This is a genomic window from Streptomyces sp. SID13726 (assembly GCF_010548375.1).
Taxonomy (GTDB): domain Bacteria; phylum Actinomycetota; class Actinomycetes; order Streptomycetales; family Streptomycetaceae; genus Streptomyces.
In genome coordinates this window covers 499,381-523,142 of record NZ_JAAGLY010000006.1, presented here as the reverse complement: position 1 = coordinate 523,142, position 23,762 = coordinate 499,381, and the positions used below count along the sequence as shown (strand labels likewise).

Sequence of the window (23,762 nt, the reverse complement as noted above, 5' to 3'; positions counted from 1 at the left end):
GGCAAACGCCGTCTTCTTCGGCCGGGCGTCAGTTGGGTGTCACTTCCGCGATCAGCGTGCGCACGCGTGCCTCGATCGCGTCGCGGATGGGGCGTACGGCATCGACGCCCTGGCCGGCCGGGTCGTCGAGTCGCCAGTCGAGGTAGCGCTTGCCGGGGAAGACCGGGCAGGTGTCGCCGCAGCCCATGGTGATGACGACGTCGGATGCCTGGACGGCGTCGGTCGTGAGGATCTTCGGGGTTTCTTCGGAGATGTCGATCCCGACCTCGTTCATCGCTTCGACCACGGCCGGGTTGACGGTGTCGGCGGGGGCGGATCCGGCGGAGCGGACCTCGACGCGGTCGCCGGCGAGGTGGGTGAGGAAGGCGGCGGCCATCTGGGACCGGCCGGCGTTGTGGACGCAGACGAACAGCACGGAGGGGCGGGAAGGGGGAGCGTTCATGGCGGGGGGCTTTCTCGGGGGTGACGCGAGTGGTCAGGAGGGGAGTGGTCAGGAGGGGAGTGGTTCGGGTTGTGCGGGGGCGTTGGCTGGGGCGGGGCATGGGGCTTGGGGCGTGGACGGCGGTTGTGAGGCGGGGTTCGAGCGTGGCTCCGAGCACCTGGGCGGCGAGGGACGGGGCGGCGAGGCGGGCGCGATCCCGGCGAGGGTGTCGGTGAGGGTCCGGCCGACGGCCACCGCGGGGTTGGCGAACGACGTGGAGTACGTGAACCCGTAGGCGGCCCCGATGTACGAGGCCAGCGCTGGCGAGGCGAGCGCGGCGCGGCGGACCGGTCGTGGGTGGAGATCTCGACCGGCGGCTCGGCGGACCTCGCGTCGGCCGGGATCGCGCCGCCGATCGCACCCACGACCTGGGCGGACAAGTACGCGACGACGTCCCGTAGAGCGAGGGCGTCCGGCGTCCGGCAGCCGGTGACACCAGGCGGTCAGGGTCACGCCTGGGTTGAAGTGCGCGCCGGAGACCGGTCCGAGCAGCAGGATGGGTACGCCGAGACCGAGGACCGTGGCGAGCGCGCGCTGGCCCGGATGCCGGAGCCGGCCGTCACCGCCATCAACAGCCCTGTACCGGTCGCCTCCGAGGCCGGGGGAGGCATTCACCCGGTGACTTCGGCGGGCCCCGTGGTGGTCAGGAACGCGGCGAGCCTGTCCAGGGCCCCGGGCAGCACCCAGTAGTACACCCAGGTGCCGCGTCGTTCGCAGTCGATGAGGCCGGCCTGTCGGAGCAGCTTGAGATGGTGGGAGATCGTCGGCTGGGACAGGTCGAACGCCGGGGTCAGCTCGCACACGCAGACCTCGCCGCCCTCGCCGCGTGAGGCGATCAGCGACATCAGCCGCAGCCGGACCGGGTCGCCCAGGGCCTTGAAGACCTTCGCGAGATCGGCCGCTCGGGTCTCGTTCAGCGGTGCGGCGGACAGGCCAGGGCAGCAGGCGGTGTCCTGGCCGATCACCTCAAGCTCTTGTTTCGACATACCTCTATGTTGACGTTTTTCGAATCAAGGCGCAAGGTTGCATCAACGAACGTCAATACAGGCCGTTCCGGGTCGCTGCTGTGGCCCGTCATCCGGGAGTGAGTCATGAGCGAACAGTCCACTGCCCTGCGCGAAACCGTCCGCCTGCGCTATGCGGCGGCCGCCACGAAGGTCACCGAGGGCGGCACCGCGTGCTGCGGGCCCGAGCCGGTCGAGGTCGACGAGAACTTCGGCTCCACCCTGTACTCCGCCGAAGAGCGAGACCTCCTGCCCGCCGAAGCGGTGGCCGTCTCGCTCGGCTGCGGCAACCCCACCGCCGTCGCCGAACTCCGTGAAGGGGAGCGGGTGTTGGACCTCGGCTCCGGCGGCGGCATCGACGTCCTGCTCTCCGCCCGCCGCGTCGGCCCCACCGGCAAGGCGTACGGGCTGGACATGACGGAAGAGATGCTCGAACTCGCCCTGGCCAACGCGGCGAAGGCGGGCACGACGAACGTGGAGTTCCTCAAGGGCACCATCGAGGCGATCCCGTTGCCCGCGAACACCATCGACGTAGTGATCTCCAACTGCGTGATCAACCTGTCCACCGACAAGCCCGCCGTGTTCGCCGAGACCTTCCGTGTCCTCAGGCCCGGTGGCCGGATCGGCGTCTCCGACGTCGTCGCCGACGACACCCTCGGCCCCGAACAGCGGGCGGAGCGCGGCGACTACGTCGGCTGCATCGCCGGTGCGCTCTCCTTCGCCGAGTACCGCGCCGGTCTGGAGGCCGCGGGGTTCACCGACGTCGAGATCGCTCCCACCCATGCGGTCGCCGACGGCATGCACTCCGCCATCGTCCGCGCCGTCAAGCCCGAGGCGCGGTGAGGGCCGACCGGCCTGCGGGGCGCCCTCACTCCGTCGACTCCAGAATGCGGCCGAGTGTCCGGCGCCCCATCGCGCTCAGCGTCGGATTGCTCTCGACGTAGTACCAGACAACGCCCATCGCCTGCTCGAACGCCCAGGCCTTGCCGCGCTCCCACTCCAGATCGTCACTGCCCAGCGTCGGCCGGAGCACTTCGCGGGGACCTGCCTGCAACAGGTGCCAGGCGCCGACCAGATCCAGCGCCGGGTCGGCCGGGCCGAAGCCGCCGGTGTCGAGTACGCCGCTGAGCCGGTCTCCGGTGACCAGGACGTTGCCGGGGATCAGGTCGCGATGGCTCATCACGTCGGCGCCGGTGCGGGGCAACTCCCTCAGGCGGCTCCACAGTCGGCGCAGCCGGGGCACGTCGAGCAGCCCCTCGCTCTCCTCGAGGCACCGCGCCATCCAGTCGTCGTGGTGGGTGAGAACGCCGCCACGGCCTCCGCCGTCGAAGAGCCGGCCCCGGGTGTCGGTCTTCCGTAGCGCCGCGATGAAGTCGGCGAGGTCTGCGGCGAAGGCGTCCGACGCGCTCGGGTCGGCATCCGAGGCGACTGTTCCCGGCAGCCATGTCTGGACCGACCACGGCATGGGGTAACCCGGTCCGGGCCTCCCCAGGGCGACGGGTTCCGGGACAGGGAACCGGGACACCTGTGCCAACTCCGCGCTCGCCCGGGCTTCTTGCTCCAGGAACGCCAGCGCCTCGGCGGCATCGGTCAGCCGCAGGGGGAAGCGCGCCGAGAGGTCGTTCCCGATGCGGAAGATGGCGTTGACCGTCCCGGTCGCCGGCACGAGCCGGATCTCTTTGCCGCTCCACCGGGGGAATTGTTCCTGGACCAAGGCCGCAACGGTTTCGGTGGTCACGTTCACTTGGTCGTCGTGCATGGTCATTTCTCATCTGTATCCATGCGCCAGGGGCCAGGGCAACTCGGTTTTCCGATCACTCGGTTTGCGGCAACTTCCCGCCATGCTCCGGCGATCAGGCCCACGGCCGACATGCCCATGCCACAAAAATGTCGAGTGACCAGGAAGGAAGCAACTTGATTCCCCTGGGCCTCAGAGGCGATCGAATATTCGACGACGGCCCGGCAGGGGGCGCGTGCCGATGGTGGCCGCCGCGGAGAATCTCGCTGGTCAGATACCTGTGACGCCATTGCTGATCAGTGATAGCGGAATGCCACCTCTCAGTCATGTATTGGCCAGTACATGACTAACTCGGTCGAGTGGTGCCGGTTAGCGTCTTTCACGCTGGATATCCCAGCGGACCGAGCTCAACTGACCGAGTTCAACAGGGGGATTCTTCTCATGCGCATGAGAGCCAAGGTCGTCACGACCATCGCCGCCGGGCTGCTGGCCGCCGCGGGAATGTCGGCGCCCACCGCCGCGGCCGTCGGCCAGGACACCCGGGCGCCGGCGTCCGGCCAGACCGTCACCAACACGTGGGTCTACACGTGGACCAGCGCGAACATCCGCAGCTGCGCCTCGACCCAGTGCAGCATCAACTACACGGTCCCCGCCAACTACGAGCTCAGCGCCATATGTTGGGCGCACGGCCAGTGGGTGAGCCAGAACGGCGTCTCGCACGACAAGTGGGTCCTGCTCGGCTCGGGTTCGAGCTGGATCTGGGGCGGCCTGCTCAAGGGCAACCAGACGGGCAACGTGCCCAACCAGTGCTGAACTCCGCCTGAGCGAACAGGCACTCTCCACGCCCGAGGCGAGCGACATCGAGTGATCGGTCGCGCCAACTGACTCATCGCATCAAGAAGGCCACCAGCCGCACCCCCGCCTGACCCGGGTGCCGCTGGTGGCCTGCCGCATGCCCGGCGCGCCTCGTCGGCCCGGCGCCCCCTTCCTGGCCCACCTCGGCCGTGTGGCCGCCTTCCATGAAGAGATGACCTGTGACAGCGATCGTTGATCGATTGCCAGAAAGAGTTGATCAAAGTTCGTTTGTGTCAGCGATGAGTGACCACATGGCTTTTTGTGTCAGCTCAGGCTGACCGCTGCGTGTTTGACCTCTCTCGGTGAAGGTTGATCGCCTCGGCGACCGTCTGGGACCATGGTCGAACGCCTGCTAGGCCGTGCTTTAGAAGCCGATCACTTGGATCCTGCCTTTCGGCGAGGCCGCGCTGGCCCTTGCGGCGGAGCAGAAAGCGGTGGCTCCGGGGAGCCAGAACCGACAGGATCCAGGCATGTCAGATGAATGGCCCCCGCCCGGGCACTCCTTCTATTACCGGATGAGCACCCAGCTGGACGGTGGACCGTCTTTCGACCTGGACATCACCACTCCCAGAGCCCGGTCGAGCGTGGACATCTCCACCTTCAGGGTCGGGCGCCACGGAGGCCCGGACGAAGCCGACCTCGCTTACCGTGAACGCCTCTACGGGCTGATCGGCGCCATCGTGGTCGCCGGCGGCCATGTCGAGGCGGCCATGAAGCGGCTCATACTGCTACTGAGAGACGAGCAGGGCGGCTTCTCGCTCGTCGACAAAACATGGTCCGACCTTCACAAACTGCTGGTGGCGCAATCCCGCAGGAGCATTCCACAGGCCACCGCACTCGCCGAGATCCTTGAGTGGGGCGAGGTCAACGAGCTCAAGCGCCGCCGCGACGATGCCGTTCACGCTTCCTGGTGGAACTGGGACGGCGTGGGCGTCATGCGCTCCCGCTTCTTCAGGAAGCAGGATGGCGCCAACATCGTCTGCACCCTTGAGGACCTCGAGGAGGATGCGAGGCTGCTCTTCGCGTACGCCGAGAAGCTCGACCTCCTTCTAGAAGCGGATTGGCCGCAGGCGAGACTGCCACGCCGGACCTAAGCACCTTCTCCTGCCGTTTCCCGGCGGAACGCGGACGTACAGGCACGACCCTGGGCGGGCGAGGGAGTCCGCCGATAGGCAATGCGACGTCACCCGGTGTCCCAGGATCGCCTGTTGTTGACGCTCCGTGCTGGCTCCGCGACTCCTGCTGTTTCCGGTCGGGCCAGACCAGGGCACCTACAGGGAAAGCGCCACCACCCCACAGGTGGGGCCTGTCAGGCTGTGAGCCGTTCGGGCAAACGGCGGCGGTAGCGTGCCCGGAGTACGTCGCCTGGTTTTGCCGACTCGCCGGGGCTGCCCGTGTCCATGCCGGAAGTATCCATCAGGTGTTGCCGAGCCGGCATGGGATCGCCGGTGCGTCTGCCGCCGCCCGCACCCGCCCACCGATACCGGTCTTTTCGGCGCCGCACGTCCGTTCGCTCGGCTGAGTGTCTGCGCCCGGTGCCGGGGCCGAGCCTTGGACGCGAAGTCAGTCCTGCGTCTGGTTTTCGATGCGGGTCACACGATCGGGGCCCGGATGATCGACGCCGGGCACCATGGGGTTCTCGTAGTCGAACTCCACCTTGCCGAAAGAGTCGCTGGTGATTGGCGGAGGGTCGTTGTCGGCGATGATCAGTTGAAGGCGCTCACCGTATGCGTCGGCCATCGTCCGAAAGCGGCTGTAGATATCTGTAGCGCGTTGTCGGTCGGAGTCGTTGTTGCCGAAGGCCTTGCGGGGCGAGTCGATAACAAGGAGGGATGGCACGAGGACGTCGGCGTGGTCGAGACCGAAGGCAAGAAGAGTCAGGCTGTAGGCGAGGCTCACGGAGGTGGCGATGCCACCGCCGGAGGCCTGCAGGCTCTCGAAGGGTTGTCCGTTGACCACGGGCAGGTAGGTGTCGCGGTCGATGACGGCCGTGTCGACCCACGGCAGGTTCCAGCTGGTGAGCAGTTGCCCGAATTCGGTGCTGAGGTCGCCGAGCAGTGTCTGGCTGGCCTTGAGCTGCTCAGACTTTTCCTTGATGTCCTTATTGACCTGCCGCCGCTCGGCTCTGATGTCGCGGATGTCCTTGTCGATGGCGCGGACACGGGCCCAAGAATCCCGCAGCTGGGTGATGGCATCGATGCTGGCTTTGAGCGCGGCGACGCGGGTGCTCGCATCGGTGATTGCGTCGAAGCGTGGAGCGACCGCATCGCGGGTCTGGGCATCGAGCTGCCGACGCAGACTGGTGACGGCGAAGTTGAGCTGCTGCGACCGCTGCCGTGCGGCCTGCAGGTGCGTCTCGTCCGACTGCTCGATGTGCTGCGCGTCCTCAAGCTGTTGCTGCAGGACCGTGCGTGTTTCTTCGATGGCCGCCGGGTCGACATCAGCCACGACGGGATCGGGCTGGAGGCAGACGACGCAATGGTCCTCCGCAACGGCCCGTGTGGTCAGGGACTGCATGCAACGTGGGCAGACGACGAATTCGAAGGGGGACAGCTGGTCGATGGCGGTGGCCGACCGCGCGAGACGGGATAGGTCGAGCTGCACCTGGGCGACCACCGCCCCTCGTGCCTCCACAAGGTCGGCGGCGGCAGAGACTTCCTCCTCAGCCTGCCGGGCGGCGTGGATCGCAGCCTGCAGCTCCTCCCGCAGTGCGGTGTCGGCGGCCGTCTGTTCCTCCAGTTCGGTGCGGAGACTCGCCAGCGCGGACTCGGCCCGTCCCAGAGTGTCGCGCAGCTGCGCGAGCTCAGCCCGCAGCTCGTCGTCGCTGCGGGGATCGGAGGCCGCCAGGAACTGGCCGACGTTGTTGTGCTCGGCGGTTCGGGCCTTCAGCCTGTCCGTGAGCTGGCCCGCGGTGCGCTTGAGCTCCAGCAGTACGCCGTCGGTCAGTGCGAACATCAACCGGAAGAGCTCTTTACGCTTGGGCTCGAACCAGGAGTCCAGGTGGCCGACGACCTGGCGGTCGATCTCGCGCGCCTGGAGATAGACGTAGGTGTACAGGTCGTTGAAGGTGAGGTTCTGCTGCCGCGCTACCCCCTCGCGGCGCGCGGCGATCTGCACGCGGGGAAAACCAAGAGCGTCTAGCAGGTGATCGGAGAGCGTTGTTCCACCGCTCTCCGTATTGCGCAGGGGCAGGGTGCGGTCAAGAGCGAGGGAGTGCGGGTCAAGCAGGTCGACGCTGTCAGCGGTGTCGCCCCCGATGGCGCGCCGCAGGACGATGCGTTCGGTACCGGCCAAGACTTCGGCTTGGACGGACAGGACGTGGTCGCGGACGGCCGGGGTGAGCATGGCGGTGCCGCCGAGGGCATGCTTGAAGAGCATCAGCAGGCTGGACTTGCCGGTCCCGATGGGGCCGGTGATCACGGTGGCCGGGCGATTGAAGCGGTAGGTCTTCTCCGTCTCGGCGGTGATGACGGTCAGGGAGACGATGCGCAGGTCGACGGCCATGTCAGATCTCCGTCCGCCAGGGCCGGTCCACCGCGTCGGGCAGGCGGTCGTAGATGAGGTTCTTCAAAGCCGATCCTGTTTTGTTGAAATGCTTCTTGAGCAGCTTGATCCGGCTGGCGACTACCGCCCATTCCGGTGTAGCGGCCAGGGCGGCAGCGGCAGTGGCACCCTGCTCGGTGACGCGGAATTCGGCTCGGGCCGTGTCGCCGTAGGTGATCAGGCCGCGGGCGGCGAGGGAGCCCAGGATGCTGTAGTAGCGCTGGTCCCAGGGCCCGTACTTGTAGCGGGTCATCCGGCTCTCCACCGCCAGACGCTCCTCCGGGGACGGGGCCGTTCCTTCGGGCCAGGAGGCCTGCCCGGCTGGCAGGAGACGCTCCAGCATGGCCGGGTAGCGCAGCAGGAAGTCGAGCTTGGCAAGCTTAGTCAGACCCGCGAGACTGCTCTTGGCGGTGGTGAACTGCGCAATGAGCAGGAGAACTCGCGCTTCGTGATAGTGGCTCTCACGCTGCTCGGCCTGCCGCCGCCGGGTGCGCATGCGGACTGCCGCAGCCTCGAAGTCGGCGCCCGGCGTCATGACGCTTCACCGTCTGCATCGAAGTTCTCAGAGAAGTAGAAGAGGCACTCGTCGCACAGCTGATAGGCCAGCCCCAGCAGATGTTGATTTTTCACCAGGAAAGGCGGCGGCGTGGACAGCCCGTCGACTTTGAGCCGCTGGGTGAGCAGGTCATTCATGGTGCTGCCGTACTCGCTGCCGTCCTGGGTCTGCGAGCGGGCGTGGCGCTTGCACTCGAAGACGACTTCCAGTACGTCCGTGGACAAGTTCAGCAGATCGGTGTCATCTCCGGCCAGGCCGGAGCGCCGCTCGGACCAGGTGGCGTACCAGGCCGAGCGGAGCCGTTCCGCGAACGCCGCTTCATCCGATGGGATTAGGCCGCGCAGCAGCTTGCGGTTGAGCTTGGCGCCCCCCGGTGCCACCAGGGGGACCTGGCCCCGTGGGAACGTGGCAAGCTGGGCCGATGTGTACGCCATCTCGGCACGGAGGACGTCGCGAGTGATGCTCCGTCGCGCGATGCGCTGCTGCATCTGCGTGCTGTAGCGGACGCGGCTCGGATCAGCGATGTAGGCGGCAAGCTGGCCGCGGTCGCTCTCGTCACGGTTGGCGCACTCGATCCGATCCACGATGTTGCGGTAGCTGGCCTCCGTGTCTACGTGCACCAGTTGCAGTCGCTCGACGGCGGGCACCAGAAGACTCTGGATATTGACGTCGGTGATGTACGCGCGCTGGGGCGGATCACACGAGATCTCCAGTACCGTGAGGAACTGTCTGACCTTGTCCGCGAAGCCTGCCGGAATCCGGATGTCTGCGAGTGGCACTTTGGGTGTCTCAGGGACGTTGTCATAGGGCTCTTCCCAACGCACCTTCAACATCTGGCGGGCGATGGTGTCGACCATGGCCGACAAGCCGTCGGTGATCTCAGGCCCCGGCCCGCACATCCGAGCCAGGAGACCGGCATTGTCCTTGGCTGGGCTCATGGCCGCGTTGGTGGCCAGCCGGAGCCGCACGTTCGCGGCGCACTCGCAGGCGCACCAGCGGTCGAAGAGATGGGTAAGGCCGCCGCTCTTGCACAACTTGACGAGCGTCCAAGTGCCTTGGTTCTCTTCGCGGTGCTTGACCGATACGAGTTCCACAGAGCCGTCGGTGAATGCCACCACGAAGTCTTCGTGCCATTCACAGACGACGAAGTCGATCGCGTCTTGCGTGAGCATGGCCAGACAGTCCCGCGCGGCTACTTCCGCTTGGTAGCGGTAGCGGCCCAACGTATCCGAGCCGCTGTCTTCGCCCGGGGCGAGCCTGAAGATCGCGTGCGTCGAACCGTCCGGACCCGTGGCAGTTGCAGGGCGCTCGGCCCTGGTGGCTCCGCCCGACGCATCGACCATCAACGTCCCCCGCTCCGGCCCCGTATGAGAGCGCGTTCTTTTCTACGTCTGCTCCGCCAGCAGACGTGAAGATCCCTACCCGTATCACACTCCAGGGTCGCCGCGTAACTGTCCGTCGCGTGATCATGTGGGAGATGTCATTTCGCTCGCCCCGCTAGCCGGTGTCCTTCAGATGCTCGCCCCAGCGATCAAGAAGCTTGCGCCGCGCGGACTTCCTCGGCGCCTACGCAGGGGCGCTGGTGAAGCAGGCTCGACAGAGCGCCCTGGAGGAGCGGGTGAAGGCCGTACTGGCGGACAAGGAAGACGATGGGTAGGCGCGAACCGGTCAGCTCCGGTCCCGGCCGGATCTCCCGCCACCACCCCCTCCGATGCTGCGCTCGCACCGCTGCGCCCTGTGGCTGACCCGTCCGCCGACCTGGCCCCGGCGCGCGGCCGGCGACTTCACGGACGACGTGCCGACGAGGTGTAAGCCCACGCAATGTCAACGACGCTGACCCTCGACTTGGGATGCCCCCCGGAGGCCCAACAGGACCCGTGCTGGACGAGAGCGCGACCACTGAGTCAAGATCGAGTTGAGGGGGAGGGAAACTTGAACGAGAAGACTTTCACCGAGATGGCGAGCCGGTTCCTGCGCGCATCCCTGGACTCGTGGCGCCAGGGGAACCACGCCTTTGCTGTCCTACACGCTGGTGTCGGATGCGAGCACATCCTCAAGGCCTTGCTGTGCCGTCACAACCCCTTGTTGATCGCTGAGAAGGGTGACCAGTCCTTCCGTTTTCACTCTCTTGGCCACGGGGACGCGAACGGCGTCAAGCCTCTCTCTGAGGCAAGGACCATCGGCATACTCGAAGCCTTCAAGACTGCAGCCGTCTTCATGCGCGGCCGTATGCCAGTGGATGAACGGACTTTTCGGCCGTTCGCCGACTCCCGCAACGGCGTCGCGCACTCTGCCTACCTCGATGACATGGCCGTCAGGAAGGTCATCGAAACGGGTGTCCAGGTCGTCGAGTCTGTCCGTGCCGAGCTAGGCCTGGACCCAGCTGACTTCTGGGGCGAATACACGAACGTCTTCGCAGATCTGAGCCAGGTTGCCTCCGTGCCCGCCCCCGCAGGACCGGACGAACGGCCTCTCCTGGAACCCTTCGCCCAACAACTTGCGCTCGCCGCGCGCGAGCGTGCCCGCTCGGCTGTCTCGGTAGCCCTCAGTACAGGCCTTGAAGCCGCCTCCTGGGACGAGGCCACAATGTCCAGCGAGCTCGAAGGGGACGTCACCCGCACTGCGCTGGATGCTGCACTGGTCACTGCACTACGGATCGAGGGATCCCAAGCCGGGCAAGCCGCCGAGAGGCTGCTCGTAGAGCACGGAGTGCTCCCGCTCCCTGCGCCGGTGTCCTCCCACGAGGATCCTGGCGTCCTGCAGCGGTCCCATACTGCTGTAACGGTCAAGGTCATGATCGCTTCAGGTGTCATCGCTGGACTCGTCGACGTTCAGGGTCGCCACCGCGATATGCCCCTAGTTGACATTCTGATCCACCTCGACCAAAGAGGCTGCCTGATAAGCAGTCGGGCAAGCGGTGACCACGTGTGGTGGCGTGAGTGCCCGGCTTGCGGTTACGCCGGCAACGTGTACGGGGACCTCAGCCCCGTACCCTGCCGCTGCGATGCCTGGGCACAGTCGTGTATCCACCCTGGCGGGGTTGTCGACGTCGGAACGGTCGAGTCCTTCTCCTGCCCCTTCTGCGGCCTCTCCCTGAGCAACCGCGGGGAAATCGTCACGGCGGGCATTGAATCGCGTACCGAAGCCCCGGAAGAAGATTGGTGAGCAAGCGCGACTGCTGGAGCACGAATAGGTCTAAGGGCTTGCAGATCATTAACGTGTCCTCTTGATCTTGTTGCTGGGTGTGCTCGTTTGGGCATGGGCCCGAGCCTGGGCGACCGATGGGGTCGGCGCGGGCAGAATGACGATGCCGTGTGCCTTGAGCAACCGCCTGTTCTTCAGGAGCGTGCGATGGCGGTGCGGCTGGTGGCGAACAGTACGGCGAGGGGTTCGGCGACCAGGAAGATCCGGCTTGCCTGACCAGCGTGAAAGCCATGGCTGATGACCGCTCAGGGCGCGTACGATACGGGGCCATCCAGGCGGATGATTTCAAGATCGGACGAACCATGTCAGCGTTGACGGCTCAGCTTGATGACGGCCAGCTTGCCCTGATGACCACTATGGCTGAGCCCTACCTCAAGAAGGGGCAGTGGCCGGTCTGGCACTACGTCGAGGCTCAGCTCGACCGCCAGGGTCTGGATGCTGCGTCGGTTCTTAAGTCGTTGCCGAGCGTGGGGTCTCCGCTCATCGGGCAGCGTTCATACGGACTGGCGTGGTACGACCGGAACCAGCTTGCCGACGATAGTCGCCCGGTTCTTACCGTCGCCGCTGGCCTCCATGTTCCCCAACTTGAGCGCGTCTTCGGCGATCATTTCATCACCATCTTGCAGTACCTGATTAAGCATCAGCAGGCCATGACTCCCTCACCGGACAAGGTAGAGAAGGCATATATAACGTCGGACGACATCCGAAGGGACTTCTCCGCCGCGAGGCCTGAGTTCTTGGGGGCGCTGCCTGCTATCTTCCGCCACGAACCAGTATTGCGGAGCGGCTACTCGACGTGGGGCACCAGCAACGGCTGGCGGTTTGAGCTGAACCGAGAACTCGCTAAGTATCGGAATGTCAGTGACCTCAGCGAATATGTTTCAAAGGTCACTGAAATCCTGCTTGAGGAGCAACTTCTATTCGAGGCAACCCATTCCGTGACTCAATATGCACAGAACATCATCGTAGGCGCGTCGGAGGGCCTGGCGCCAACAGCTTCTCCTACCGTCACATTACCATTCTACGTCAACGCTGGCCTCATTGAAGAACTGGAGCAGAAACAGGGTCAGACCACCTGGAGTCTCGACAAGCTGTTGCAGTTGCTGCGCGAGCTGAACGATTGTTACGCGGAAGATCATGTCTATGCCTGCCACGCACTAGTAAGGGCAGTCATCGACCATGTCCCGCCGATTCTTGGTACCAACTCCTTTGAGTCAGCAGTCAGTAACTACAAGTGGACCCGGACCGACAAGAAGTACATGACCCGTTTGCTGGAATCCAAGAACCAGGCGGATGATGTACTTCACCGGCGGATCCGCCCTAGCAAGGACGTCATCGCCATGCACGACCTGCTGCCCTTCGGGGCTTACCTAAACGCGCTGCTACGGGAGTGCATCGATAAGCTGTAGTGGCCAGCGCAAAATGGATTGTGGGAAGAGGTGGCATGGCGGTAAAGGCAAAGCTAGAGGGCCATACCTTCGATCTGGATGCCTTGGTGGAACTCTTCCGCGAGGGCGACCCGAGGGTTAGCAAGGAGGAGGGCGGCTACTACCTGAACTCGGCTGAGTTGGGCGGCCTCATGGACAACGGTGGGCGGTTGTTCGAGGCAGCTACTAACCTTCTCCAGCGAGTGACAGGGGTGGCACGTGTCCTGGACAGCAGCTTTCGGCCCGTCAGTCTGCCCGGCATCTTCGTGGAGGATGACGGCACGGGTAACAGGCGACGTCACCATATTGTGCAGGCTGACACCGCCGTGGTTCGGTCCAAGGCGTACGGCGTAGTTCTGTCGGTGAGTGATGGACAGTCGCCACCATGTCAACCCCCGCCCCCATCACCGCCAGAAGGACCGCCGTACATGCAGTTGGCGTCGAGCCACGTCGATGTTGCCGAGACTCTGGAAATCCTGGGCAGGTCAAGCGTTTCACTAACCTGGGTTGATCTCTACAAGGTCTATGAGATTGTGCGTGGCAACGTGGGAGGCGATAAGCAACTCAAGGCGACGCAGTGGGTGTCCGGTGGTGATCTGTCTGCGTTTACGGCATCAGCCAATCGACCTGATGTGAGTGGCAGCGAGGCGCGTCATGCAAGAGCTACCGGGACCGGACTTCCGAAACGGACAATGACCCTGGCCGAGGGTGAGGCTTTCGTCCGCAGTCTGGTATTGGCCTGGTGGAACTACCTCAATGGTCAGCCTTCAGCTTAACCTCGCGCTTTCATGAAGGGGGCTGTCCGGCAGGCGGTCACACAAACAAAGAACGCCTCTGACCAGCGAGAATGAGGATTATCTAAAGGGTGTTGCGCAAGGCTCTGAACTGGGCATCTCCGTTGTATGGCCGGGGTGTTGCGGGCTGAGCGGGTGTGGGTAGAGACCTTTACGGGGCTGCGGGTGACGCAGTTTCGGGTCTGTTGAAGGTGGTGCGGGAGCGGGGCGGTGACGGCACGCTGCGGGGCCGATCGTGGTCGTTGCCGCTGGCCGAGCGGGTTCTCATGGTCGCGGTCTACTACCGGACGAACCTGACGATGCGGCAGCTGGGCCCGCTGCTGGCACTCGAGCCTGCCTACCGCGCGGCCGATGCGGCGGAACGGTTGTGGATCTTTGACGGCACCCTGGTCCCGGTCCGTGACCGGACCGTCGGCTCCTCGTCACGCAACTACCGGTTCTCGACGAACGTGCAGGTCGTCGTCGATGCCCGACACCCCTCCTGTGATCGCTGCCGCCCGCCCGGTGCCGGATACCACCGCGGACGCCCGTGCCTGGCGGGCCTCCGGGCTGAGCACGTACTGCCAGGGCGTGACCGTCCTGGGCGAAGGCGCCTACCTCAACTGCGGGATGGTCGTGCCGCACCGCAAACGCCCCCGCCGGCCCCTGCTGCCGGGCGAGGAGGACGACAACGCCGCCCACCGCAAGGTGCGTGCGCGGGTGGAGCATGTGATCGGCCGGATGAAGAACTACAAGATCCTCCGCGACTGCCGGCAGCACGGCGCCGGCCTCCACCGCGCTGTCCAGCCGTCGCCCACATGCACAACCTCGCCCTCGCATCATGACCACAAGACCGCGATCAAAACCCCTGGCCTGCACAATCACGGCCTTGTGCAACACCCTTTAGAGATCTGGATACGTAATTTCTATGGGGTGATCCCTCAGGCTCTTCAGCGTCAGCACGCCCTGTTCTACTTTATCGACAAGAAATAGCTCACGAGTCTTGCAATCGGAGCATACGTCCACGGACGCCAGGGGCCAAAGATCGAGCGGGGCTTTCGTAGGGCCGTTCCCTACGTAGATGTGCTTGGGTCTCAACGGGTGCTGACTGGATTCCTCAATAGGTTCCCAAGCCGGGTGGCTCCCACGGAGACGCTGCTTTACAAGGTTGAAAGAGGCCGTATCGAGGTACTCGCACCGCTCGACCCAATCCCAATGCGTAGTGGCGAGCCAAGATACCGATCTAAGGGTCCGCAGGACGAGGTGTTCAAGTTCATCTGCAGCGTCGCCGATCTCGTGCATTTCACGCACGCCATGAGCATGGGCTGACCCACTATTTCTGAATTCCTTGATACCTCTAAGTAGCAAGTGTGCATCCCCGCGAGCGTCAGGATCTAGGATCGCCCACCCTGCCGCGGCCTGCCAGCCAAGAATCGTCGTCCATGTGCCGAAGGTGGCGCCGGATCGAAATTTTTGCCTCAAAGTCTTGAGGAACTCTTCCCTGTCAGCCTGAGCCAGCTCTGCCAGGGCGATGATCCCGAGTGTTCGCGCGATGCCTTCCCCGAGCTTCAGCAGGGAATCCATTCGCTCCGCCGGATGGGTACTTGGCGCAATACTGCTGATTCGGTACCTTCGGGCTAGTGCTGCCACATGAAATGGGTAGCTCCATTCTGCCCGCGATACTGGATCTTCGAGTGCCTGCGTCAGTCCACCAATCAATAGTGCCTCAGCATCAGCCGCTTGTATGGTCCTGCGTAGTTCTTGAATATTTGAGTCTGTTCCTGAGAATACGTTCGGCAGCAGGTCAGATGTCGCGGCTCGGAGCCTGTGTCGGGCGGACTGCACATTCTCAAGGAGATCGTCAAATTCCTCGGCCCCGACAACGTCGACAGGAACCGGCAGCATCATCAGGTCAGATCCTGCTGGCAACTCCTTCGTAGCTGCTGGGGAATTTAGCCACTCGCAGAGGGCTCTACCGGTCCTTGGATCCTGAGGGTGGAGGACGATCAGGGATGTGACAGCTTGGCCGAAGAGTTGAGGTAGAAGACGCCAGCTTCCCGACCGTCCCACGATGTCACCGCCGGCGCACGGCGTCAGCGCAGTTGTTCCTTCAGGCGGAGAAGGAAGCTCCAGAGCAGAATCAACCACGTGAAGATCTTGAGCTCGCAGATAGCGGAGCTTCTCCTTCAAGTAAGAGCTTGCGTCCTCGGGTGACTCCTCGGTTTCGCTGTTTTGGGGATCAATTCTCTCAGCCACAAGGCGACAGAAATCTTCGAGCGGTGCAAAGGTAGCCTTGAGTCGGGCCGCGAAAAACAGTTCTGGCCTGATCTGATAGCCCGTCTTGGTCTTGGCTGGGTCGATCCATGCGTCCGGAATTTTCGGTTTGATCTCGCGCGCGAGGTAGTCATCGACATCCGCGCCCAGGGGAATCCTCTTGTACTCACGCAACTTCGCGTCTGCCTCTACCACCCCCCTCACTCTCTGGATTTCGCCTCTTGGGTCCCGTACACCAATCGCGTCACGCACTGCTTTGGCTAACGGTCCTCCTGTGGGCCAACTCAGGCCAGCCGCCGCCACGACCCTCTTCATCGCCGTCAGCGCCTGCGCCTGCGTGTCCCAAGATGAGCCCCGCAGTGTCCTCACGGCCGCCACGAACTGCTCACTCTTTTCAAGCCTCTGTACCGGCTTCGCCGCTGCCAGCGCTGTAAGTGTTTCGTCGTTGGCCTCAAAGCGGAACTTCAATGGCTGTTCTACCGTGACCTGCTGGTACCCGAAGTATTCGTTGGGGAGGACCTTCACCTTGGCATGACGTGGGTTCTTGGGGTCTTGCGAAATCTGCAGCGCCTGTTCGTAAAGCTCAGCGATCGCACGGACGTGCTCGTTGCCTACTTCCCGACGCTTATCCCCCAGGGACTTGCGCATCTTCTGCCACTCGTCACGCGCATCCAACAAGACCACTCGGCCGTTACGGTCAGACGTCTTGCGATTCGTGAGAATCCAGAGGTATGTAAAAATTCCAGTATTGTAGAACAACTGCTCGGGAAGGGCGATGATCCCTTCCAGCCAGTCGTTTTCCAGTATCCATCGCCGGATTTCAGATTCGCCCGATCCGGCCGCACCATTTGACAAGGGTGATCCGTTGAAAATGATCGCGACACGGGAACCCCCCTCTCCGTTCACGTCTACCGGCTTCATTTTGGAGATCATGTGCTGAAGAAATAGAAGCGAGCCATCGTTGATACGCGGCAGTCCGGCGCCGAAGCGGCCGGACGCGCCGAGTTCCTGGTGCTCCCGCTCAACCTCTGCCTTTGCTTTTTTCCATTCTATGCCGTATGGAGGATTAGCAAGGAGGTAGTCGAACTTTCGCTGCGCATGCCCATCATCGGTAAGGGAATTGCCGAACGCAATATTGCCTGGACTCTTTCCCTTGATCAAGAAATCCGACTGGCAGAGAGCCCACGACTCTGGGTTTAGCTCCTGCCCGTACACGTCGACGGTCGCATCTGGATTCAGCGCCTTAATGTGATCCTCGGCGGCGCTAAGCATTCCGCCCGTGCCACATGCCGGGTCCATGACGGTGCGGATAGCGCCTGGAGCAGTGACGATATCGCTATCCGGGGACACCAAAAGATTGACTGTCAGCCTGATGACGTCACGTGGGGTAAAATGCTCACCGGCCGTCTCATTGGAGTGCTCGGCGAACCGGCGAATGAGCTCCTCGAATACAGGGCTCATTCTGTGGTCGGGAACAACATCAGGGCGCAGATCGAGATCGGCAAATTTTCCGGTCACATGTTGGAGCAGTCCAGCGCCGTCCAGCCGCCGGGTCTGCCCGTCGAAATCAAAGCGATCCAGAATCTCGCGAGCTTCGTCCGAGAACGCCCTGACGTAGATTTGAAGATTTTTCGCCGTGTTCGCCGGATCTGAGGCGATTTCCCTCAGCGTCAGGTGACTCGTGTTGTAGAAGACGTGTCCAGAGGCACGCTGAAGGAGACCCTTCGGCGCGATCTCGCTGTCCTCATACTGGTCAGCGAGATCCGCAACTTTGTCGCGCGTTGGCTCTAGTACGCACTCCAGTCTGCGCAACACAGTAAACGGCAGGATCACCTTCCCGTAATCGGATTTCTTATAGTCACCGCGCAAAAGGTCAGCGACGGACCAGACCAAACCAGTTAGGTGCTGCACGCCGTCGTTCACTGAAGCCCCCGAACAGATAGCCAATGTTCAAGGAGAATCGTCCCATGGGCGAGCAGTGCGAGGGGGCAGAACTGCCAACAAGCCGCTCATGGGGCACTGTGCCCAGCCTCAGTTCGGAGAAGCAGCGCTCCGATCCTTCGCTCCTACGCACCAAGTCAAGGTCCTCATGCTTAACGGGGCGTCCGTACGGTTGAGACCCACGATTCACCGATGCGGAAGCCGCCGTCACTCAGCCACTCGACACGACCCGGTCGCGGGCCGAGTTCACCTCCTCCAACAGGACCTCGCGGGCGCCGTCCGGCAGCATCTTCTTGTGCCGGCGCTTCAGTTCCTTCGGCGCGAGCGGGTTCGCGTCCATGCTCCGCTTGAGGTGTCCGAGCAGGACGCGGTCCTTGTCCTGCTGCGTCGGCATCCGCTTCAGGTTCAGCTCCTGGACGAGCGTAGTGTTGATGCCGAGGTCAGCCTGCCGCAGGTAGAAGCCCTTCAGACAGGCGGCCGCCCCGCGCAGAGCGTCGTTCTGGTAGGGGCGCTTACCCACCCGCCACGGGGCCCGTAGGGCATCGGGATCTTCGCCCCGACGGCCTCCATGTACCGCTTGAGATCGCGGAAGACCACGCTCTCGGGCGTTAGCCCCTCATGCTCCAGCCACCGCAGATGATCGACGAGCAGGTATGCATACGTCCTGTCCGAACCCGTGCCCGCGTACTTCGACAGGTACCAGTCGGCCCCGGAATGCAGCCCGCTCGCCGAGTCGAAGACGGTGTACGAGCAGCGGCCGTCCCGGTGCCGCACCTTTTCCACCCGGAGCTGACCGAGTGCCAGTCTCTGTGCCACGTGACCTCCATGCCGACTGAGCTGACATCGCGAACATCGCGACGCCGGTCGGCAAACGAGGTCGGGATGTCCGCAGTCACAGCCCAAGGCGGACGTCACGAACAGCGCTCTTGTAGGCAGGAAAACACGGAGAGACAAAGGAGTGGTGGCACTGGGAAGAAGGGTGTGTCACCGCCGCCTGGAAGGCCACTGCGCGAGCCTGAGACGGCGCTGCCCCGTTCAAACCTGTGGTGACCCCATGGCTGCATCGCTCTCGTGCAACCGGCCGCTCAGGTCCGCGCGAAGCGAGGTCATCTGCCCCGTTCAGAGCACGGCCTAACTTCGTCGCGGCTACTCAGGCCCGCCGCGGGACAACCGGTAGCACTTGCGCGAGCACCATCGCCGAGTCCAGCCGTCCTTGCGGCGGTCAATGGGTTTCTGGCACTGACCGCACGACACCGGCCCAAAGAAGATGGATGGGTCAGTACCCCCAGACGACCATGTTCGGCAACGGCGGCTGCACCAGCGGCGAGGGGGATCGGCTAGCGACTTCGCTTCTATCGGGATGCCGCAGAACACGCATGTCCTGGAAGGCAAGGGAAGCCCGTCCCTCTCGATCAGCAGGTCCCAGCGGGAGACCTGCAGTTCGCATGTCTCCGAGCAGGTGTGCTTGGCGATTTGAGGGGCCGGCGGCATAGGGCCTTCGCAAGCGGCGCAATCGCGGAATGGCTGATGGTCAGCCGCGTCCTCTTCGCGGGAACGACGTTCGATGTAGGCCACTCTGCGGCAGGCAGAGGAACAGAGCCGGTGACGTTGACCGAACTGGATCTTCATCGGCTGCCGGCAGATTCGGCAGGGTTCCATGACTGGATGCTTCTGGGGGACGCGGCATCGAGTCGAGCAGTAAACGGGCATGACGCCGAACGTGCGGGTGACCGCGAAGTCGGAGCCGCATCTCTTGCACTTGACGGTGTCAAGCGTCTTCCGTAGCTGTACGGGGTCACGGCCGGTGACGGCGGCGATCCGTGTCCAAGTTGGACGGCCCTGATATCTGGGCGGTCCTGCGAGGAAGCGCCGCAGGTAGGCGGGCGGAAGGCAGTTGGCGCGGGCAAGGCGGGCGACGAAGGGGTAGCAGCCTTCACCGGCAATCGGCCGGACCTGGAAGGGAAGCTTGGTGATCGGCTCGCTGTCCACGGTCGGGTGGGTCACTTGTCCGCGTCCGAGAGGCCGCCGGGGTGCCTGCGACGGGAGGCGATGTCCAGGTCGACTGCCAAAAGGCCGGACTTGGTGATCTTCTCGGCGCCGGTGAGGATGGCATCCACGGCAGCTCCGCGGAGCTGATGGGAAAGGGTGCCGATCATGCCGCCCGTTCGGGTGTGCAGGAAGCGGTCCAAGCGAGTCAGCGTGCCACGTGTGTGCTGGTGCAGCAGGAGGTTCGCCTCCATCTGCGCGACCAAGCCCTTCCACTCCTTGTTGTAGGGGAAGGGGTGGGTGGCCACCGAGGTGAAGCGGGCGGCGATCTGGTCGCCGCGGGTGCCGGACAGCAGGCCGCTGCCTTCGATGTCGATGCCGGCGTAGGCGAACGTCGCGGGGATGCGCTCGGAGAAGTACTTGAGTGTGTCGGACGCCTCGGCTCCCGTGCGGGTGTGCAGGGAGATGTTGTGGATCTCGTCGACTAAGACGAGGCCGGTGCGGGCCTTGGTGCAGACGCCGACCACGGCTTCGGTGAGGTCGGTGATGTTGGAGCTTCGCAGGACCGGGAGGCCGAGGAAACGGGCGAACTCAGCCGCGATCATGCGGGGTGTCGCGGCGGGCGGGACGGTGATGTAGATGACCGGTATGCGCTCGTCCTGGCCAGGGTGCCGGCGGCGGTCTTGCAGCTCGTGCGCCAGCCCGAGCTGGGTCAGGGCGATCGTCTTGCCGGTGTTGGCCGGGCCGGTGACGATGAGGCCCCGACGGGCGCTGATGGCGCCGCGGTTGAGGATGACCAGGCGGCGTCCGCAGGTGACGGTGTGCCGGACGGTTGAGGTGGCGACCACCTGCAGGCGGGCATGGTGGTCGAGCCGGTCCTCGTCGTACTGATACCTGTCCTCTTTGGTCAGGGCGTCGTACTCGTCCTGCGTCACCATGGCCATCGGCTCGCTAATCGCCTCCGCGATGAACTCGCGCCAGCCAGGCAGGGCTGTCAGATAGCGGCCGAACTCGTCTTCCGGCTGGTCTGCCAGCGGCGTGCTCACGAACGTCTCCAGGGGTCCTCAAGCGGGTCAAAGATGCCCAGCGGGATCACTTCGGCCGTCGTTTCCTCGTCCTCCGCCGGCGGCTCCGGCGAGGGTTGCGTCTCCGGTCGCGGCGGAGGCATGGCTGCTGCCGGTGTAGTGGCCTTGGTCCGGGCCGTAACACGACGGTCCGCCTTGGACCGCTTGGCCTTCCGGTTGTTTGCCGCTGGCTGTTCAGGGCCGGCGTGGGCGCGGGTCAGCAGGGCGGAGACGGCCTTGGCGAGTTCTTCCTCCGTGGCCTTGGGCAACTGGTGGCTGACGTGGTCCCAGGCGAGGTCACCGAAGGGAACGGGCGCGCGGTTCAAGTACTTCCAGGTTGCCTGGATCCACTCGCCTTCGCCGCGGTGGTTGCGTACCCAGACGCGGGAGACGTCGTAGGGGTCACGGTGGACTTCCCAGAGCCCACGCTTGGCGGTGACCCCTGAGTCGCGCCGTCGCATCGGCCCCAGCTCGGGGGCATCGTAGGTGCGGTTGTTGATCCGAATTCCGTAGGAGTTGACGGCCCGCCAGGCCGCTGGGAGGAGTTCGACATAGTCCTGCCCGCTGAGAGCGACCGGGGCGTAGCCGCAGGCCTCGACCAGCGCGGCGTACTTCTGGTTCGGCGTGAACAGCCGGCCCGGATGGTCGGGATCTCGCAACCCCTCGTGAGGGCGGTTCTGCCAGTGAGCGACGATCCACTCGTCCAGTAGTTCCTGCAGTTCGGGCAGAGTCCACAGGTTCTCGCGCTCCGGGTGACGGCCACGGTGGTCGGTGTTGCGGCCGGTGTAGCCGGGGAGAAACTGGGCGAACATCGTGGCGACGGAGCCGAGCATCTTCTCGATGTGGCCCTTTTCGAAGGGCGAGCCCTTGTGCGTGGGCTGGAAGTCGATCTCCAGGAACCGGCAGGAGGCCCGGAAGTTGCGCGAGACGAACACCTTGCCGTGATCGCAAACGATCATCTCCGGGACGATCACCGGCTTGGCTGCCGCGTGCTCCAGACGCTCATCGAGGGTCAGCATCCGGGCATGCGGCAGCACCGAGCGGGACATCTTCAGCGCGTCGACCCAGCCTGGTCTCATCAGCTCCGGGGTGACCGTGCGGGCCAGCAGCACGCTGGCGTCGACGGACTTCGTCGTGGGCCTGAGCACTGCCGCGGCCAGTGTCCTGGTGGCGACGTCGATCATGCCGGTGAGTTCGACCTTGCCGACCACTCCGTTGTCGAGGCGGACCATGACGTCCAGCGGTGTGGAGTCGATCTGCATGACTTCACCCGGAGCCGACACCGTCAACTCACCGAACGGGGCCGCGGCCCCATGGGCCTTCGACCTGCGTGTGACGGCCGACCCGGTCGCATGTGTGCCTACCGTCAGTTTCGCCACCAGTCGGTAGAGAGTCCGTCGCGAGGGCAGCTCGACCAGGTTCCCGCCGTTCTCCCGAATGATCTCCCCGGTCCTCCAGATCAGGTAGGCCCCGTTGCGTGTCGAGGTCTCGACGCCCTCCTTGATCGCCTGCCGCATCGCCTCGACGACGGCGTCGGGCACGTCACCGAACTCCTTGCGCTTGCGGACCGAGCGGTGATCGACCAGCCGAGCCAGGCCGACCAGGCCTTCCTCCGTGTAACGGCGTCGCCGGAGGCCCACCGCTCCGGTCTTGATCTCGTGGCCGAGGGCGGCGAGTTCAGCCGCCTTGGCCTTCTGGCGCGAGGTCACCGATGTGCCCGGTCCGTAGCCCGGTCGCGGTGGTGTGCCCGGTTCGGCGCCTGGCGGCAGCCCGTGCAGGACCTCAAGGACGTGTCCTTCCCACCACAGTGCACGCTTCATCACCTCGGGTGCGAAGGTCTCCAACAGACCGGACTGGGGCAGAGGCATGCGTTCGGGCTGGAACAGGATCTTGAAGTCCGCGGTTTCGAACAGGTCAATCAGAGCGACAACGCGGTGCGGTGCCTCGGCGTCCTCCAGCACCGCCGCCCGTGCGGTGACCTCGAGAACACCCCTCACCTGGCCCTCGAACCGGACCCTCTGGCCGACCACCAAGGCCGGCGGCCGCTTCAAGCTGCCCATCGGATCCCTTTCGCCCAGACGAGGCTGTCGCTCTCCATAAGTCCTCCGGCCAGATCGGTCCTCAGAGCGCCGGACCACAACAGATGGAACAGCACCGGCAGAACCTGCAACCGGTCTCCGACCAGCCCGGCGCCCTCCCATAGCCCCATCGGTTCGCGGAAGACCTCCAAGAGGCCATTCCTCACCGCCACCGGTCGGCCGCAGCGGGCCCGCCGGTATCGGGACAGCCAGCGGATGTTCGCCATGAACACTGGCTCGGGCCGCCCGACCCACTCGAACTCCCATCCCACGGCCCTGCAGGCATGCTCGGCCGCCTCGAACGCCTCTCGCGTCGCCCCGTCCATCTCGTCCGCAGCACGGACGTCAACGACACGGGCGCGTCCGTCGGACAGCCGGACGAAGTAGTCAGGGGCATGCCGGCGCTTGCGTGTGCCGTCGTGCCAGTGCAGCCAGAACGGCTGCGAGGCGATCGCGACCACCTGCGGATCACGGTCCAGCAAGATCAGCCGGTCCCGCTCCAGCCACGACTCGTAGCCCACATGATCCCGCAGCGTCGCCGAGTAGTACCAGCCGGCGAACCCGTGACCGCCTTTGTGCCAGCTGAACTCCCGCACCGGGTCCACAGCCTCGAACGGCGTATCCCAGCTAGACCCAAGCGATCGACGTACGAGCGACCCATTGACGGAAAAGGCCAGGTCAAAGGATGTAAGGGCAGCCTCTTCGAACACGCCAAGAGGTGCCCCCGCCACGTCCCCCGCCCACCTGTACGCCGAATGATCAACCTTCGGTGGCACAAACTAGCGTTGATCATCCTTCGCTGGCAATCGATCAACGATCACTGTCACAGGTCAACCTC

General features: G+C 64.5%; 17 protein-coding genes and 3 pseudogenes. 8 read left to right on the top strand and 12 right to left on the bottom strand.

What is annotated here, in order from left to right; all coding sequences use genetic code 11:
- Positions 1-28: 28 nt before the first annotated feature.
- Positions 29-442, bottom strand: coding sequence for an arsenate reductase ArsC (locus G3I78_RS19535; RefSeq protein ID WP_164426167.1), 414 nt, complete (start codon positions 440-442; stop codon positions 29-31).
- A 112-nt stretch (positions 443-554) separates the two neighbouring features.
- On the opposite strand from G3I78_RS19535, the gene G3I78_RS53205 reads away from it, so the two are divergent.
- Positions 555-716 carry a hypothetical protein gene (locus G3I78_RS53205; protein WP_343243803.1) on the top strand — a complete coding sequence of 54 codons (162 nt, stop codon included), beginning with the start codon at positions 555-557 and terminating at the stop codon, positions 714-716.
- A gap of 376 nt (positions 717-1,092) precedes the next feature.
- Here the strand turns inward: G3I78_RS53205 and G3I78_RS19525 are convergent, their stop codons facing one another.
- A complete protein-coding gene (locus G3I78_RS19525; protein WP_164426165.1) occupies positions 1,093-1,467 on the bottom strand; it encodes a metalloregulator ArsR/SmtB family transcription factor in 375 nt (124 codons plus the stop codon).
- A gap of 105 nt (positions 1,468-1,572) precedes the next feature.
- On the opposite strand from G3I78_RS19525, the gene arsM reads away from it, so the two are divergent.
- Positions 1,573-2,328, top strand: a complete 756-nt coding sequence (gene arsM / locus G3I78_RS19520; RefSeq protein ID WP_164426163.1) for an arsenite methyltransferase — start codon at positions 1,573-1,575, stop codon at positions 2,326-2,328.
- A gap of 25 nt (positions 2,329-2,353) precedes the next feature.
- On the opposite strand, the gene G3I78_RS19515 is transcribed toward arsM, so the two are convergent.
- Positions 2,354-3,250: an aminoglycoside phosphotransferase family protein gene (locus G3I78_RS19515; RefSeq protein ID WP_164426161.1), complete on the bottom strand. Its 897-nt coding sequence runs from the start codon at positions 3,248-3,250 to the stop codon at positions 2,354-2,356.
- A 414-nt stretch (positions 3,251-3,664) separates the two neighbouring features.
- Between G3I78_RS19515 and G3I78_RS19510 the strand changes: the two genes are divergently transcribed.
- Positions 3,665-4,036: a hypothetical protein gene (locus tag G3I78_RS19510; RefSeq protein ID WP_164426159.1), complete on the top strand. Its 372-nt coding sequence runs from the start codon at positions 3,665-3,667 to the stop codon at positions 4,034-4,036.
- Positions 4,037-4,593: 557 nt separating this feature from the next.
- Positions 4,594-5,172 carry a hypothetical protein gene (locus tag G3I78_RS19505; RefSeq protein ID WP_157851157.1) on the top strand — a complete coding sequence of 193 codons (579 nt, stop codon included), beginning with the start codon at positions 4,594-4,596 and terminating at the stop codon, positions 5,170-5,172.
- Between the two features lie 469 nt (positions 5,173-5,641).
- On the opposite strand, the gene G3I78_RS19500 is transcribed toward G3I78_RS19505, so the two are convergent.
- Genes G3I78_RS19500 through G3I78_RS19490 form a run of 3 tightly spaced genes read right to left on the bottom strand, consistent with a single transcriptional unit; the run spans position 5,642 to position 9,520 of the window.
- The gene (locus G3I78_RS19500) at positions 5,642-7,582 is read right to left on the bottom strand and encodes an ATP-binding protein (RefSeq protein WP_164426157.1); all 1,941 of its coding nucleotides are present in this window, start codon (positions 7,580-7,582) and stop codon (positions 5,642-5,644) included.
- A gap of 1 nt (position 7,583) precedes the next feature.
- Positions 7,584-8,156, bottom strand: a complete 573-nt coding sequence (locus G3I78_RS19495) for a hypothetical protein (RefSeq protein WP_164426155.1) — start codon at positions 8,154-8,156, stop codon at positions 7,584-7,586.
- The gene (locus tag G3I78_RS19490) at positions 8,153-9,520 is read right to left on the bottom strand and encodes a dsDNA nuclease domain-containing protein (RefSeq protein ID WP_164426153.1); all 1,368 of its coding nucleotides are present in this window, start codon (positions 9,518-9,520) and stop codon (positions 8,153-8,155) included. The genes G3I78_RS19495 and G3I78_RS19490 overlap by 4 nt, the downstream gene beginning before the upstream one ends.
- A 589-nt stretch (positions 9,521-10,109) precedes the next feature.
- Between G3I78_RS19490 and G3I78_RS19485 the strand changes: the two genes are divergently transcribed.
- Positions 10,110-11,342 (top strand): hypothetical protein, encoded by a 1,233-nt coding sequence (locus G3I78_RS19485; protein WP_164426151.1) that lies wholly within the window; start codon positions 10,110-10,112, stop codon positions 11,340-11,342.
- A 48-nt stretch (positions 11,343-11,390) separates the two neighbouring features.
- Here G3I78_RS19485 and G3I78_RS19480 read toward each other — a convergent pair.
- Positions 11,391-11,578, bottom strand: a pseudogene (locus G3I78_RS19480) (ISAzo13 family transposase); the annotation flags it as partial.
- A gap of 33 nt (positions 11,579-11,611) precedes the next feature.
- Between G3I78_RS19480 and G3I78_RS19475 the strand changes: the two are divergent.
- The 3 genes and pseudogenes from G3I78_RS19475 to G3I78_RS19465 all read left to right on the top strand — a co-directional run bounded on the left by G3I78_RS19475 (position 11,612) and on the right by G3I78_RS19465 (position 14,426).
- Complete coding sequence (locus G3I78_RS19475; RefSeq protein ID WP_164425357.1) at positions 11,612-12,790, top strand: hypothetical protein; 1,179 nt, start codon at positions 11,612-11,614, stop codon at positions 12,788-12,790.
- Between the two features lie 35 nt (positions 12,791-12,825).
- A complete protein-coding gene (locus tag G3I78_RS19470; RefSeq protein ID WP_164426149.1) occupies positions 12,826-13,584 on the top strand; it encodes a hypothetical protein in 759 nt (252 codons plus the stop codon).
- A 126-nt stretch (positions 13,585-13,710) separates the two neighbouring features.
- Positions 13,711-14,426 (top strand): annotated as a pseudogene (locus G3I78_RS19465) (transposase family protein).
- A gap of 1,480 nt (positions 14,427-15,906) precedes the next feature.
- Here G3I78_RS19465 and G3I78_RS52045 read toward each other — a convergent pair.
- The 5 genes and pseudogenes from G3I78_RS52045 to G3I78_RS19440 form a co-directional block, all read right to left on the bottom strand.
- A pseudogene (locus G3I78_RS52045) lies at positions 15,907-17,778 on the bottom strand (class I SAM-dependent DNA methyltransferase); the annotation flags it as partial.
- A gap of 229 nt (positions 17,779-18,007) precedes the next feature.
- The gene (locus G3I78_RS19455; protein ID WP_164426145.1) at positions 18,008-18,316 is read right to left on the bottom strand and encodes a hypothetical protein; all 309 of its coding nucleotides are present in this window, start codon (positions 18,314-18,316) and stop codon (positions 18,008-18,010) included.
- Between the two features lie 1,480 nt (positions 18,317-19,796).
- Positions 19,797-20,828, bottom strand: coding sequence for a TniB family NTP-binding protein (locus tag G3I78_RS19450; protein WP_164426143.1), 1,032 nt, complete (start codon positions 20,826-20,828; stop codon positions 19,797-19,799).
- Positions 20,825-22,906: a Mu transposase C-terminal domain-containing protein gene (locus G3I78_RS19445; RefSeq protein WP_164426312.1), complete on the bottom strand. Its 2,082-nt coding sequence runs from the start codon at positions 22,904-22,906 to the stop codon at positions 20,825-20,827. The genes G3I78_RS19450 and G3I78_RS19445 overlap by 4 nt, the downstream gene beginning before the upstream one ends.
- Positions 22,894-23,634, bottom strand: coding sequence for a TnsA-like heteromeric transposase endonuclease subunit (locus G3I78_RS19440; RefSeq protein WP_343243802.1), 741 nt, complete (start codon positions 23,632-23,634; stop codon positions 22,894-22,896). The genes G3I78_RS19445 and G3I78_RS19440 overlap by 13 nt, the downstream gene beginning before the upstream one ends.
- Positions 23,635-23,762: the final 128 nt, after the last annotated feature.